The organism is Enterobacter sp. HNDS-6, assembly GCF_039850505.1.
GTDB lineage: Bacteria > Pseudomonadota > Gammaproteobacteria > Enterobacterales > Enterobacteriaceae > Enterobacter > Enterobacter kobei.
The window spans coordinates 3233208-3247085 of the sequence record NZ_CP156673.1; the positions used below are offsets into that span (position 1 = coordinate 3233208).

The 13878-nt window shown below is 53.4% G+C and carries 14 protein-coding genes; 8 read left to right on the forward strand and 6 right to left on the reverse strand.

Going from position 1 to position 13878, the window contains the following annotated elements; translation table 11 throughout:
- The first annotated feature begins 28 nt into the window (after positions 1 to 28).
- Entirely contained in the window at positions 29 to 499 is a 471-nt protein-coding gene (locus tag ABFI50_RS15080) for an SRPBCC family protein (protein WP_347484419.1), read from the forward strand.
- Positions 500 to 551: 52 nt separating this feature from the next.
- On the opposite strand, the gene ABFI50_RS15085 is transcribed toward ABFI50_RS15080, so the two are convergent.
- Genes ABFI50_RS15085 through ABFI50_RS15095 form a run of 3 tightly spaced genes read right to left on the reverse strand, consistent with a single transcriptional unit; the run spans position 552 to position 2391 of the window.
- The gene (locus tag ABFI50_RS15085) at positions 552 to 1094 is read right to left on the reverse strand and encodes an acireductone dioxygenase (RefSeq protein ID WP_347484421.1); all 543 of its coding nucleotides are present in this window, start codon (positions 1092 to 1094) and stop codon (positions 552 to 554) included.
- A complete protein-coding gene (gene mtnC / locus ABFI50_RS15090; protein WP_014882968.1) occupies positions 1091 to 1780 on the reverse strand; it encodes an acireductone synthase in 690 nt (229 codons plus the stop codon). Before mtnC ends, ABFI50_RS15085 begins: the two co-directional genes overlap by 4 nt.
- On the reverse strand, positions 1777 to 2391 hold the full coding sequence (locus ABFI50_RS15095; protein ID WP_347484423.1) for a methylthioribulose 1-phosphate dehydratase: 615 nt from the start codon (positions 2389 to 2391) through the stop codon (positions 1777 to 1779). The genes mtnC and ABFI50_RS15095 overlap by 4 nt, the downstream gene beginning before the upstream one ends.
- A 121-nt stretch (positions 2392 to 2512) precedes the next feature.
- Between ABFI50_RS15095 and ABFI50_RS15100 the strand changes: the two genes are divergently transcribed.
- On the forward strand, positions 2513 to 3673 hold the full coding sequence (locus ABFI50_RS15100; protein WP_014882970.1) for a pyridoxal phosphate-dependent aminotransferase: 1161 nt from the start codon (positions 2513 to 2515) through the stop codon (positions 3671 to 3673).
- Here ABFI50_RS15100 and ABFI50_RS15105 read toward each other — a convergent pair whose 3' ends face one another.
- From ABFI50_RS15105 to ABFI50_RS15115, 3 genes are all read right to left on the reverse strand, one after another.
- The gene (locus ABFI50_RS15105; protein WP_014882971.1) at positions 3674 to 4300 is read right to left on the reverse strand and encodes a ParB/RepB/Spo0J family partition protein; all 627 of its coding nucleotides are present in this window, start codon (positions 4298 to 4300) and stop codon (positions 3674 to 3676) included.
- Positions 4285 to 5508 (reverse strand): phosphoadenosine phosphosulfate reductase, encoded by a 1224-nt coding sequence (locus ABFI50_RS15110; RefSeq protein ID WP_248217818.1) that lies wholly within the window; start codon positions 5506 to 5508, stop codon positions 4285 to 4287. The genes ABFI50_RS15105 and ABFI50_RS15110 overlap by 16 nt, the downstream gene beginning before the upstream one ends.
- 167 nt (positions 5509 to 5675) lie before the next feature.
- Positions 5676 to 6578: a LysR family transcriptional regulator gene (locus ABFI50_RS15115; RefSeq protein ID WP_048997028.1), complete on the reverse strand. Its 903-nt coding sequence runs from the start codon at positions 6576 to 6578 to the stop codon at positions 5676 to 5678.
- Positions 6579 to 7194: 616 nt separating this feature from the next.
- On the opposite strand from ABFI50_RS15115, the gene ahpC reads away from it, so the two are divergent.
- The 6 genes from ahpC to ABFI50_RS15145 all read left to right on the forward strand — a co-directional run bounded on the left by ahpC (position 7195) and on the right by ABFI50_RS15145 (position 13865).
- A complete protein-coding gene (ahpC, locus tag ABFI50_RS15120) occupies positions 7195 to 7758 on the forward strand; it encodes an alkyl hydroperoxide reductase subunit C (RefSeq protein WP_014882974.1) in 564 nt (187 codons plus the stop codon).
- A 185-nt stretch (positions 7759 to 7943) separates the two neighbouring features.
- Positions 7944 to 9509: an alkyl hydroperoxide reductase subunit F gene (ahpF, locus tag ABFI50_RS15125; protein WP_014882975.1), complete on the forward strand. Its 1566-nt coding sequence runs from the start codon at positions 7944 to 7946 to the stop codon at positions 9507 to 9509.
- A gap of 255 nt (positions 9510 to 9764) precedes the next feature.
- Positions 9765 to 10271 (forward strand): molecular chaperone TorD family protein, encoded by a 507-nt coding sequence (locus tag ABFI50_RS15130; protein ID WP_347484426.1) that lies wholly within the window; start codon positions 9765 to 9767, stop codon positions 10269 to 10271.
- Entirely contained in the window at positions 10268 to 12544 is a 2277-nt protein-coding gene (locus ABFI50_RS15135) for a molybdopterin-dependent oxidoreductase (RefSeq protein ID WP_347484428.1), read from the forward strand. The genes ABFI50_RS15130 and ABFI50_RS15135 overlap by 4 nt, the downstream gene beginning before the upstream one ends.
- A complete protein-coding gene (locus tag ABFI50_RS15140; protein ID WP_014882978.1) occupies positions 12541 to 13098 on the forward strand; it encodes a 4Fe-4S dicluster domain-containing protein in 558 nt (185 codons plus the stop codon). Before ABFI50_RS15135 ends, ABFI50_RS15140 begins: the two co-directional genes overlap by 4 nt.
- Complete coding sequence (locus ABFI50_RS15145; RefSeq protein WP_014882979.1) at positions 13098 to 13865, forward strand: DmsC/YnfH family molybdoenzyme membrane anchor subunit; 768 nt, start codon at positions 13098 to 13100, stop codon at positions 13863 to 13865. Before ABFI50_RS15140 ends, ABFI50_RS15145 begins: the two co-directional genes overlap by 1 nt.
- The last annotated feature ends 13 nt before the right edge of the window (positions 13866 to 13878 follow it).

Genomic DNA, 13878 nt, shown 5'->3' on the forward strand with positions numbered 1-13878 from the left:
TAAGGGGTTCCCTTTAGAGGACGATATCGTGACGCTTGATCCTGATACTGACTTAAAACTGGAGCGCGTGGTGGATGCACCGCGCGACCTGCTGTGGCTCTGCTGGACCACGCCCGAGCACATCAAAAACTTCTTCGTTCCTGCTCCCCATAAAGTGACCGAATGCGACCTCGACCTGCGCGTGGGCGGTCGGTTCAATACCGTATTTGAGGTGGACGGACAGCGGATGGATAACCGGGGTGTGTTTCTTGAAATCGACCCGGGAAAAAAACTGGTCTTTACCGACGGTTATACGGAAGGCTGGAAACCGGCCGAGAAGCCGTTTATGACGGCGATTTTGCTGCTGGAGGAGGTGGGCGAGGGCAAAACCCGCTATACGGCAATTGCGCGCCACCCGACGAAGGAAATTCGTGAGCAGCATGAACAGATGGGCTTCCACGAAGGGTGGGGGATTGTGCTGGATCAGCTGGTGGGGTATGTGAAAGGGCTTAACGCGTAGTGCGCGTTAAGCCCTCACCCCAACCCTCTTCCACAGGGAGAGGGAGAAAAGATTATGCCAGACGTGGATACGCATCCGCGATCGCATCACCGGTAAACTGCGCAACCCAGCCTTCCGGGTTATCAAAAATACGGATCGCGGTAAAGTTCGGCTCTGAACCCATATCAAACCAGTGCGGCGTACCCGCGGGTACGGAGATCAGATCGTTTTTCTCGCACAGCACCTGATACACCTCATCGCCAATGTGCAGGCAGAACAATCCCGCGCCTTCCACGAAGAAGCGCACTTCGTCTTCGCCGTGAGTATGTTCGCTCAGGAACTTTGCGCGCAGCGCGTCTTTTTGTGGGTTATCGGCCCGCAGGCTGATGACGTCCCAGCTCTGATAACCTTTCTCTGCCATCAGTTTGTCGATCGCATGCTGGTAAGCCTCAATCACCGCCTCCGGGGCGGGATCCTGACCTAAATCGCGGTCCGCGTCCCAGCGTTCAAAACGTACGCCTTTGGCGTTGAGCTGCCGGGCGATCTCGGCGGCGTCGGTGCTGTGCCACTTTGGTTGACTGGCGTCTTTATCAGAATAGACAGTTAATGCGCTCATGAAGGGATCTGCTCCGGGTTTATCTCGTCAAACTGGTGGACCTGATGGTGATGGCTTGCCCCGTCATCATCGCCGCGAATCAGCTGCAGGGTACGAAAGCCTGCCTGTTCAGCCGCGTCCAGCTCCTGATGAATATCTGACAGGAACAGGATCTGCGACGGCGCGATGCCCGTTTGGGCCGCAATGTTCTGGTAAGACGCCACCTCGCGCTTGGCGCCGATGTGGGTATCAAAATAGCCGCTGAACAGATGAGTAATATCACCTTCGTCGCTGTAGCCAAATAACAGTTTCTGTGCGGCGACCGATCCCGAGGAATAAACATAGAGATCAATCCCTTGCGCTTTCCATTTTTCCAGCGCTGGCAGGACGTCCGGGTAGAGGTGGCCGGTAAAGTCGCCATTCACGTAGCCATCGTGCCAGATGATCCCCTGCAGCGCTTTGAGCGCCGTGGATTTACGGTCTTCATCCATAAAGGCAAAGAGGGCGTCAATAAGCTCGCTGACGCTGGCGTGCGGGTTACCGATTTCATCGCGCAGATTGTCCAGAATGGATTTGACCGGCTCGGCGTACTGCTGCGCGGTGACGAACGCCGCCAGCCGCTCACGCGCGTAGGGGAACAAAACATCGTGGACAAAACGGATATCGCTGGTGGTCCCTTCAATATCCGTCACAATTGCGCGAATCATACTCTCTCCAGTTGTCGTAAACGCATTTCGCATTCAAAAAGAAATTCCAGTCCTTCCAGATGACGGCGGGCCTCGGCCACATCGCGTCCCCAGCAGGTTAAGCCATGACCGCGCAGAAGAAAACCATAATTAAGCGGGCGTTCCTGCGCGTAATGGGCGATTCGCGAGGCGAGGGCGTCGATATCCTGGTCATTATCAAACACCGGGATGGAGACGGTATCCAGATGGGTGGCCTGTCCGGTAAGCGATTTTTGCATCTCAAAGCCGCTGATGTTCAGCTCGGTTTCCCTGACCAGACGTGACAGCACCGTCGCGTTGACGGTGTGAACGTGCAGGACAGCGTTGGCCTCGGGGAACAGGCGATAAATGAGGGTGTGTAGCCCGGTCTCTGCCGACGGCTTGCGGCCTGACGGCACACGGTTTGTGGCGATCTCGACCTGCAGAAAATCCGCCGTGGTCAGGCTGCCTTTGTCTTTACCGGATTCGCTCAACCAGCAGAGGTGTTCATCCTGTCGCACAGACATGTTGCCACCGGTGGCGGGTGCCCAGCCTTTGGCGCCAATCCAGCGGCAGGCGTCGACAAGTTGTGTGAGTTGCAGGTTGTCTGCCATTGCCTTTTACCTCTCGACCAGGAATATTGATATGGTATAGACGTCTAAGCGTCTTGATTGCCAAATGGTAACATCGTGTTATAGTGGCAGCAACATAAGTATTACATGCAGGCACCGCATAATGAGTAATAACGCATTGATTCCTCAGAGTAAACTTCCTAATCTCGGCACCACCATCTTTACGCAGATGAGCGCTCTGGCGCAGCAACACAACGCCATTAATCTCTCTCAGGGATTCCCGGATTTTGACGGACCGGCCTGGTTGCAGGAACGACTGGCGTACCACGTTGCGCAGGGAGCAAATCAGTATGCGCCGATGACGGGCGTGCAGGCGCTGCGGGAAGCCATTGCGGATAAAACGGCGGAATTGTATGGCCATAAACCGGATGCGAATAGCGACATTACGGTGACGGCAGGGGCGACCGAAGCGCTGTATGCGGCCATCACCGCGCTGGTGCGCGCGGGCGATGAGGTCATCTGTTTTGACCCCAGTTACGACAGCTACGCGCCTGCGGTTGAACTCTCTGGCGGCGTGGTGAAACGCGTGGCGCTGCAGCCGCCGCATTTCCGCCCGGACTGGCGGGCGTTCGCTGCGCTGCTGAGCGATAAAACGCGGCTGGTGATCCTGAATACGCCCCATAACCCGTCTGCGAGCGTGTGGCAGAAAGCCGATTTTGCCGCGCTGTGGCAGGCCATTGCCGAACGTGAAATTTATGTCCTGAGCGACGAGGTGTATGAGCACATCTGTTTTACTAAAGAAGGGCACGCCAGCGTGCTGGCCCATCCGCAGCTTCGTGAACGTGCCGTGGCCGTGTCGTCATTTGGCAAAACGTACCATATGACCGGCTGGAAGGTGGGGTATTGCGTGGCACCTGCCGCCATCAGCGCTGAATTACGTAAGGTACACCAGTACCTGACGTTTGCGGTGAATACCCCGGCTCAGCTGGCGCTGGCGGACATGCTACGCGATGAACCACAGCATTATCGCGACCTGCCGGATTTTTACCGTGCACGCCGGGATCTGTTTGTGACCGCACTGGCTCAAAGCCGCCTGGAAATTTTGCCTTCCGAAGGGACGTACTTCCTGCTGGCTGACTACAGCGCCATTTCCGATCTGGATGATGTCAGTTTCTGCCAGTGGCTGACAAAAGAAGTCGGCGTGGCCGCTATTCCGTTGTCGGTGTTCTGCGCCGATCCTTTTCCGCATAAACTGATTCGTCTCTGCTTTGCGAAGCAGGAATCGACGCTACTGGCTGCGGCAGAGCGTTTGAACACGCTCTGATTATTTCACCGTCCAGGCTTCTGAGTAACGACGGTCTGCAAACAGTTCCAGCAGGCCGTTGATTTGTTTGAGACGCAGCACCTCGTCACCATCCATACCGAGCTCTTCGCTAATTCTTTCATTGCTCCAGCCAAGCTGCGCAAGTTCTCGAACGATTTCAGACATCGCGTTGATTTGATGCCGCCCGCGTGCGCGGTTGTGTCGGATGGTTGAGGCCATGCGGTCATATTTACCGAGTCGTTCCTGACGCAGGCACGTGACAGGCAGGTAACCCTTCAGCTTGCGCTTTAACGCAGCCCGACTTTTGCCAATCTCATGACGATGAAAACCATCCACAATTTCATAATGTTGTGGTTCGTTTTCTGTTACAACAATAGGCTGGGTGAATCCATCAAGTTCCAGCGACTTAATGAGCAACCGTTTTTCCGGTGGGGCCACATTATTCGGGTTGTAATCGTTAGCCGTGATAGCGTCCTGTTTGATCCACAATACGCAGTCGATGGGTTGATCGTTAAACGGGCTATATTTATGCAGTGCCTGGCGAAAGGCATTAATGGCGTTAATTTGGTCCTCTTCAGGAAGTGACTGAAGGTACGTTTCGATTTCGTTGATTATTCTTTGTCGCATAAAATGCCCCACTCCTTGCGTTTTGCCTTCACTCTGTCGCTGTAGCGCTGATAATGTTTGGGTTTGTTTGGGCTGAAAGACAGCGCTCTGCACCAGTAGTCGTTATTAAGTAAAACCTTACAAACGCGCCGCCATGAAGGGATGTCTTTGGCACCGACATCGCCCTCCTGGGTATCGGGAATATCCTCCATGCCCCTCTTCTGGTACCAGTGCAGATATATGGCGATTTTATTGCGGTAATGCTCGGCCGTATTCTGCGGCATGCTGTCGAGAAGCAGCAGGGCATATTCCCGCCAGCAAAGATGGTCCGGCTTGAGTATTTTGCGGTGGCCGTAAAAATGGTTGTCGTGCCCGGCGTAAATTCCGCCGCTGCGCGCGCCGCTGACGCGTGCACACATGGTCGCCCAGCGTTCGGGCTCTACAACATGATAGAGCCATAAGCCCTGACGCTGTTCCGGGCCAAAAGGTTCGCAGATGCGCATATAGCGCGGTGGTACGCCGGCCTGATACATAAGGTCATAGAGTGTGTTATAGCTATTGCCGGTTTTTGCAAACCAGGTCCAGATATCCGCGGTTTTCCAGTCGTAGAGAGGATAGATATACCAGGCATGCCCACCCGGGGCGACGGTCGTCCAGGGTTTATCATCGGCAAAGCGTTGTTTACGCGCTGATGCGATAGCCAGAAAACGGTTGTATGACTCATCGGCGCGTATCCCGACCATGACGGCGGCCGGGCGGTTGAGAGAGAACCAGTCCGAGAAACTGCGCACAAAGGTCTCAAAAGACATTCCCCCCTGGTAAAAGGGGAAAAAGGCGGGATCTGTTATGGCATCGTCAGGCGGTTGCCGTACCCACTCGGTATTGGGTTCCCAGCATTGCCACTCTGGCTGGAATTGCGACAGGGAATTTTGCGTGGTGAGGGGAAGCGCTACCCACCAGAAACGATCGATGACATCGCTGTATAAGGCGCGCATATGTTCGACATGATTAATGGTGTAAGTAAATTGCGCTTCCCAGTCTATAAAGAGAACGTCTATTTTGCGTTTCATTTTACGGGCGCATAATGCCGTCAGATGTAACATGACGGTGGAATCTTTTCCCCCTGAAAAAGAGACGCACACCCTGGATAAATTCTCCAGGGTCCATTTTATTCGCTCTTGCGTGGCATCGACTACGTTTTGATTCAATGGAAATTTGTAAAGTGACATATCAATCCATTACTGAGTGATAATGATCAGATGGCGCATGAATAATGGGGATGATACTCTTAGAAAGAAGATAATTATAGGTAAAAATTAATCATATAATTACGCTAAATACATTTCCCTTGTGAATGCATTAAAAGTAACTGACTGCTGTAAACAGTCAGTTATAATTATTGGGGTAAGTTTAAGTCATCAATAAAATTGGAGAAGGAAGCATTATTCAGTGCTGAGCGATTGTACATCATATAAACCGGGACTGTCGGGAAGGTAATGTCAGTCTCAATCTTACGGAGATTTAATGCCGGGCCATACTGCTCAAAGGCTGGCGTAGGGGCTAATCCAATCAGATCGGAATTGCCTATCATCGACAGCAGTGAGATAAACGAGTCGCTGCGGAACAGGATATTTCGTTCGGGAAGCAGTTGCTCAGTATGCTCCTGAAAATTCTTTACGCTCAACTCATCACTCAGGTAGGCCGTAAATTTTTCCTGAAGAATTTCGTCACGCGTCGCCTGTAAACCCAGGCGGGGGTGATCCTGACGGCAAACCAGCGTAAAAGACATCTGCTGGAACAAGCAGCAGGCCGTTGAACGGCTATTCAGCGGGGCGAAAGAGAAGACAAGGTCCGCTTTCCGGTATGCCAGCAGGTCTTCTGCTGAGTCCGGGGCAAGGAAGACATCATGCAGCTCAACCTGATAGTTATACTTCTCGATCAGGATTTTCATCGGATCCAGCATGATTTTAGGCGTCATAAACTGCGGACCGTAAATGACAAAGCTCTTCTTCAACCCGTTGCTGTGCATCATATTGATGGTTTGCTCAAGCTGATTGAGGTTTTGTTCAAGATGATGATGAAGGTTGACGCCAACCGTAGTGGGGGTGATGCCCTTACCTGAACGGATAAACAAGGGATCGTTGAGTTGTCCGCGCAGACGTTGCAGTGACTGACTCACTGCTGAGGGGGTAATATAGAGCGTCTCAGCCGCTTTACTGATACTCAAATGTTGATAGATACATTCAAAAATGACTAGCAGGTTGAGATCAAATTTTTTAAGATCGTAGAGATTTGCCATGTGTCGTCCTGAGGATGCCGTGTTTGCATGGGTTATCATATCACTGATAACTATAGTTTGAAGTTAACCATTTACAATCCTTTCGGTTAACTCTCTTAATTTTAAATTAAACGCGCCTTAATATATCACGACGTCATATTATTAAAATAGTACTTCAAAGATGATTAAGATAATTTTATCTCGCTAAGAGGCACCTTAATTGACAATTGTCATTTATATATTAAGTTATTTTTATAATAAAAATTAATTTATAACGCCCCGTCATTATGTTCGAAACTGCCTATCACAGCCATAGGCAGGAATGCCTCTCCCGTGGATTGCTCAAGCCTGGCACGGATGGTGTAATTAAACGGCTGTTACCACCTTGATGTTAAGGGCGTAGAGCGCAACGCAACGCCAGCTTAAGCTGGCACTGAATGTACCTGCGGGGAATTCAGGTAAAAGGGCCGCCCGTAGAGGCGGCCTTTTTACTTTTGGCGTTTCCTTTAAAAGGTTCACCTTACTGTCTTGTTGATGTTGTTAGGTATGGCTGATTGATTTGATAAAGCAAACGCATTAGCCCCGATGAGCAAAGTTAGTTACCTTACATCTCAACGAAAACACGGAGGAAGTACAGATGTCTTTGATTAATACCAAAATTAAACCTTTCAAAAACCAGGCGTTCAAAAACGGTGAGTTCATTGAAGTCACTGAGAAAGATACTGAAGGTCGCTGGAGCGTGTTCTTCTTCTATCCGGCTGACTTTACCTTCGTTTGCCCGACCGAACTGGGTGACGTGGCTGACCACTATGAAGAACTGCAGAAGCTGGGCGTAGACGTTTACTCTGTCTCTACCGATACCCACTTCACCCACAAAGCGTGGCACAGCAGCTCTGAAACCATCGCGAAAATTAAATACGCGATGATCGGCGACCCGACTGGCGCCCTGACCCGTAACTTCGACAATATGCGTGAAGATGAAGGTCTGGCCGACCGCGCGACCTTCGTTGTTGACCCGCAGGGCATTATCCAGGCTATCGAAGTTACCGCTGAAGGTATCGGCCGTGATGCGTCTGACCTGCTGCGTAAAGTGAAAGCCGCTCAGTACGTGGCTTCCCACCCAGGCGAAGTGTGCCCGGCGAAATGGAAAGAAGGCGAAGCGACGCTGGCTCCATCTTTAGACCTGGTCGGCAAGATCTAAGTCTGCAAAGCCTGGCGGCGCCGCGTTTGCACAGGCCTACAGTATCGTAGGCCGGGTAAACGAAGTGCCACCCGGCAATCCATGGGCGCGCCCGCGCCCATTTCATTAGCACCATGATGCAAGTTGCATTCAGGCCGCCCCTATAAGGCAGCTTGCATGATGACGTCTTAAGAGAGGGAAGAACAATGCTCGACGCGAATATGAAAACCCAGCTCAAGGCCTACCTTGAGAAACTGACCAAACCTGTTGAGCTGATTGCCACGCTGGATGACAGCGCGAAATCGGCAGAGATCAAGGAACTGCTGGCAGAGATCGCTGAACTGTCACCGAAAGTGACCTTCAAAGAAGACAATACGCTTGCTGTCCGTAAGCCTTCTTTCCTGATCGCCAACCCGGGTTCTGATCAGGGGCCGCGCTTTGCCGGCTCTCCGCTGGGGCATGAATTTACCTCACTGGTGCTGGCGCTGCTGTGGACCGGTGGGCATCCGTCTAAAGAAGCGCAGGCTCTGCTGGAGCAGATCCGCGACATCGACGGTGATTTCGAGTTTGAAACCTATTACTCACTCTCCTGTCACAACTGCCCGGACGTGGTGCAGGCGCTGAACCTGATGTCGGTGCTGAACCCGCGCATTAAACACACGGCGATTGACGGCGGTACGTTCCAGAATGAGATCACCGAGCGTAACGTAATGGGCGTGCCGGCGGTCTATCTGAATGGTCAGGAGTTTGGTCAGGGCCGCATGACGCTGACGGAAATTGTTGCCAAAGTGGATACCGGCGCAGAAAAACGCGCAGCAGAAGCGCTGAACAAACGTGATGCCTACGATGTGCTGATCGTCGGTTCCGGCCCGGCGGGCGCGGCAGCGGCGGTTTACTCCGCGCGTAAAGGGATCCGTACCGGTCTGATGGGTGAACGCTTTGGCGGCCAGGTACTGGATACCGTGGACATCGAAAACTACATTTCCGTGCCGAAAACCGAAGGCCAGAAACTGGCTGGCGCACTTAAAGCGCACGTCAGCGACTATGACGTGGATGTCATCGACAGCCAGAGCGCCAGCAAGCTGGTTCCTGCTGCGGTCGAAGGCGGTTTACACCAGATTGAAACGGCATCCGGCGCGGTGCTGAAAGCGCGTAGCATTATCATTGCCACCGGCGCGAAATGGCGCAACATGAACGTTCCGGGTGAAGATCAGTACCGCACCAAAGGTGTGACCTACTGCCCGCACTGTGACGGTCCGCTGTTTAAAGGTAAACGCGTAGCGGTGATCGGCGGCGGTAACTCCGGCGTGGAAGCGGCTATCGACCTGGCGGGGATTGTGGAACATGTGACCCTGCTGGAGTTCGCGCCAGAGATGAAGGCCGACCAGGTTCTGCAGGATAAAGTTCGCAGCCTGAAAAACGTCGACATCATCCTGAACGCGCAGACCACGGAAGTGAAGGGCGACGGCAGCAAAGTGACCGGCCTGGAATACCGTGACCGCATCAGCGGCGACGTGCACAGCGTTCAGCTTTCGGGGATTTTCGTGCAGATTGGTCTGCTGCCAAACACCACCTGGCTGGAAGGCGCGATTGAGCGCAACCGTATGGGCGAGATCATCATTGATGCGAAATGTGAAACCAGCGTAAAAGGCGTCTTCGCCGCAGGTGACTGTACGACCGTGCCGTACAAACAGATCATCATTGCCACGGGCGAAGGTGCGAAAGCGTCCCTGAGTTCGTTTGACTATCTGATTCGCACCAAAACCGCATAAAAAAAAGTAAGACGATACCTGCAGTAGCCACCTCATCATGGGGTGGCTTTTTTATTGGTTTTTTTTATTCTCAATTATTGTCGTGATTGAACGCTTCATGCGTTAACTACCTGCTTCGATCAAAGAAATTAATAAGCCTGCTGATAATATCTCGTCGTTTTCTGTTGATAAATATTTATATTTAACATGAATGATAAAGATATATTCACACCTTCAATATATGAGGCGTTAACACCCTTTGAAATAAAGGGGTTGATGTTTCGTGATTTCTTCAACGCGGCGGATATGACCTCGCGATGCGCCTCGTTACGCTATTTTTTCCCTGAGAGTGAGTCCTGGCCGCAGGATGAGGCGTTAAACGTCGAGTATGACTTTAATGCGCTGTTTGTCGGCCCGGCGACGCTGCTGGCGCCACCTTATGCCTCGGTTTATCTGGACGACGAGCCTCTGCTGATGGGGGCGACGACGCTGAGCGTGCGCGAATTCCTGCAGAGCATTGGGCTGTCCGTCACCGCGGAAAATAGCGTCCCCGACGACCATATCAGCTATGAAATTGAACTGGCCGTGATGCTATTAGTGCATGCCAGACATTCACCACAATATCATGAAGCACTTACCCGTTTTGTCCGCGCGCATCTCGAATTATGGCTCCCGGCATTTATCGCAAAAATAAAGGATTATGCGAAAACAGCCGTAATTAAATGCCTCGCCGTGCTACTGACTAATTGGTTTGATGAATTAAAAACGAGAGTAATATTATGACTATTGATAAAGGGCAGCTTAACCGGCGCTCCTTTTTAAAAGGACTGATTGCGCTAGGTACCGTCGCCGCATTACCCGGCGGATTATTATCCTCCCGATGTGCCATGGCACAACCGCCCATTCCGTTTAACCCGAAAACCTACAAAATCTTCCGTAACGCCTGTCCGCGTAACTGCTATGACACCTGCAGTCTAAAAACGTGGGTGAAAGATGACGTGATTACCTTCGTCGAGGGGGCAAGCGAATCCACCTTTACCCACGGTGCGCCGTGCGTGAAAGGGCTGACCTACCCGCGCCGGGTCTACTCGCCGGACCGTATAAAATACCCGATGATTCAGGACGGACGCGGCAGCGGCAAATGGCGACGCATCTCCTGGGATGAGGCCATGCAGCGGATCGCCAGCAAGATGCTGGAGATCAAAAAGAAAGATGGCTCCCTGCTTGGCCTGGCGCTGACCAAATATTCCGGCAACCTGGGGGTGATGAGCTATGCCGTGGAGGGGATGATGTCCTCGCTCGGCTACACCACGCGTTTTGCCGGTACGCCGTGCTGGCCTGCGGGCATTGACGCACAGCACTACGACATGGGCGACATGTGGTGTAACGACCCGGAAGATCTGGTTAAAGCCAAATACATTATCCTCTGGGGGGCGAACCCGGCCTGGTGCTCCATGCACACCATGAAGTACATCTATCAGGCCCGCGAGAAAGGGGCGAAAGTGGTGGTTATCGATCCGCTGTTCTCGCAAACTGCCGCGAAAGCCGACCTCTATCTGCGCGTGCGTTCAGGTTCAGACGGTGCGCTGGCGCTGGGTATGGCGCGCCATCTGGTGGACACCGGCCGCGTGGACCAGGAGTTCGTCAATCATTTCGCGCACGGGTATCCGGAGTTTGAGCAGTACTTGCTCAACAACATCACGGTAGAGTGGGCATCGGAAATTTGTGGTCTGGCGCCGGATGTGATTCGCCAGCTTGCCGAGGAGTTCACGGCGGTTAAGCCTTCCACCGTCTGGATTGGCTACGGTATGCAGCGCCACGTGAACGGCGGTGCGAACGTGCGTGCGATTGATGCCTTTGTCGCCATGACCGGCAATATCGGCGTAGAAGGCGGTGGCGCTCGCTACGGCCATCTGCAGACCTGGGGCTATAACTACCACGCAATGACGCAGACACCCCCGGTGGGTTCTGTAGGGATGGAAGGGCTATCAGGCCCGGTGGGCGAGTTTGTCAGCGATAGCGGCGAAAAGCGCAAGTACTCTGACCGCGCGCTCAACCTGAACCAGACTGCGCAAAGCATTCTGGACGCCAACGATCCCCCTATCCGCATGCTGTGGGTGGCCTGTAAGAACCCGTTTGCCCAGGACTTCGACCACAACAAGATGAAAAAAGCGTTCGACAAGCTGGAAATGGTGGTGTGCGTGGATCAGTTCTTTAACGAGACGGTTCAGCACGCGGATATCGTTCTGCCTGTCACCACCACCTTCGAGCACTGGAGCGCCTCTTCGTCTTACTGGCACTACTGGCTGACGGTAAACGAACCTGCCATCAAGCCGATGTACGAATGCAAGAGCGACCTGGATATTGCCGTGTTGCTCTCCCGTACCATCAACAAAATGGAACCGGGCTCTTGCACCTTCCCACAGGATGTTGACCAGAAAAAATGGCTGGATCTGGAATTCAACGACGGGCTGGCGAAGCAGTTTGGCATCAGCTCCTGGGACGATCTGCTGAAGGGGCCGGTGAAGGCCAAAATGCCGAGCAGCGCAGCCTGGCACGATCGGAAGTTCAAAACGCCGTCAGGCAAGTATGAGTTTTTATCCGCGCGCTGCGAAGAGAACGGCCATAAAGCGCTGCCGGAATATCTGCCAGCCGCAGAAGGTAAACTGCCGTTCCAGCTCTTTACGCCGCACCTGCAGTACGGCCTGCATTCGCAGTTCGTTAACCTTGACTGGATGCAGGTCTTCTGGCCGGAGCCCTTTGTCTATATCCACCCGGTTGCTGCGAAGAAAAAGGGGATCCGAGACCTGGCGACAGTGCGGGTATTCAACGAGATCGGCGAGGTTCAACTGCGTGCCAAAGTCACCACCAATGTACCGGAAGATTTCCTGGTCATGTACGAATCCTGGTTCAACAAGCTCAGCTATAACGTGCAGAACGTGGTGAAAGATACCCCGGCCGATATGGGTAAAATGGCCACCGGTGCACCGGGCGCGGCTATTCACGATCAGTTTGTCGATATTGTCCTCATTGCCAATGAAGGAGCGGACGCATGAGACGCGCATTTTTAGTGAACAGTGATAAATGTATTGGTTGCCGCGGATGCGCCATGGCCTGTAAGAGCTTCAACCAGCTCGAACCCGAACGTTTCTGGCGCTATGTCTACCCGCTGGATAAAGAAATTTACCCGCATGAGGAGCGTGCGTTCTTTTCGCTGGCCTGTAACCACTGTGAAAACCCCGCTTGTCTGGCGGCGTGCCCGGTGGAAGCCTACACCAAACGTGATGATGGCGTGGTGGTGCATAACCCTGAGCGCTGCATCGGCTGTAAAAACTGTATCCGCAATTGTCCGTATGGCGCTCCGCGCTTCAATGAGGAAACGCAGAAGGCCGAGAAGTGCAGCATGTGCTACGAACGTCTGGATATCGGCTTGAATCCTGCCTGCGTTAACGCCTGCCCGGTTGGGGCGCTGACCCTGATCGATCTGGATGCCGATCCGCTGCCAAATAATGCCGTGCAGTATCCGCCGGGCTTCCCAAAAATGCCGCAGCTTAATCCGGGTACGCGCTTCATTCTGGCACGCCAGCCGAAACAGCCGGGGGACAAATAATGGAAAAGTACGAACTGCCGTTGGTGATTTTTACCGTGCTGAGCCAGATGTCCGTTGGGATGACGCTCCTGTTGAGCTGGCGCACGCTGCGTGGCGAAGTGCAGGGCAACCGTCTTCACTGGCTGATCACGGGGCTGATCCTGGGGGTTGCCTCCATCGCCGCGGTATTGCATCTGGCGCACCCGGAACACGCTTATAATGCGTTAATCAACCTGAAACATGCCTGGCTGAGCCGTGAGATTCTCGGCGCGACGCTGTATGGCGGCACAATTGGCCTGGCTTTCCTTACGAAAGGCAACAAAGGCGCAGCGCTGCTGGCGTCCCTGTTCGGGATACTGCTGGTGGTGGTGCAGGGGATGACCTACGCCGCGCCGGCGATGCAGGCCATTGCCAACGGCATCACCATGATGCTGTTCTTTGCCACCGTCTGGGTGCTGGGCTGTGCAGCTACACCGCTGCTCGGGATGAAAGCGTCAGCTGTCGCACTGCGTCAGGGCATTATCGCCCTGATGGCGCTGCTGATTGCCGCACCGGTACTCTGGCTCAGCGGCGGTACCATCATGAAAATGACCGCTCACGCCTGGTTAAGCTCGCCGCTCTATCTGGGCTGCCTGCTGTGCTGCGTTGTGGGGTTCACGTTGTCGCTAAGGCGCCATCCGATGCAGAAAGCCGTATTTGTTATCCTGCTGGTGGGCGTGGTGCTCAGCCGCCTGACCTTCTTCGGTGATACCGTCAGTACCATCGTCAATATTGGTCATCTGTACTGATAAATAAAACCCC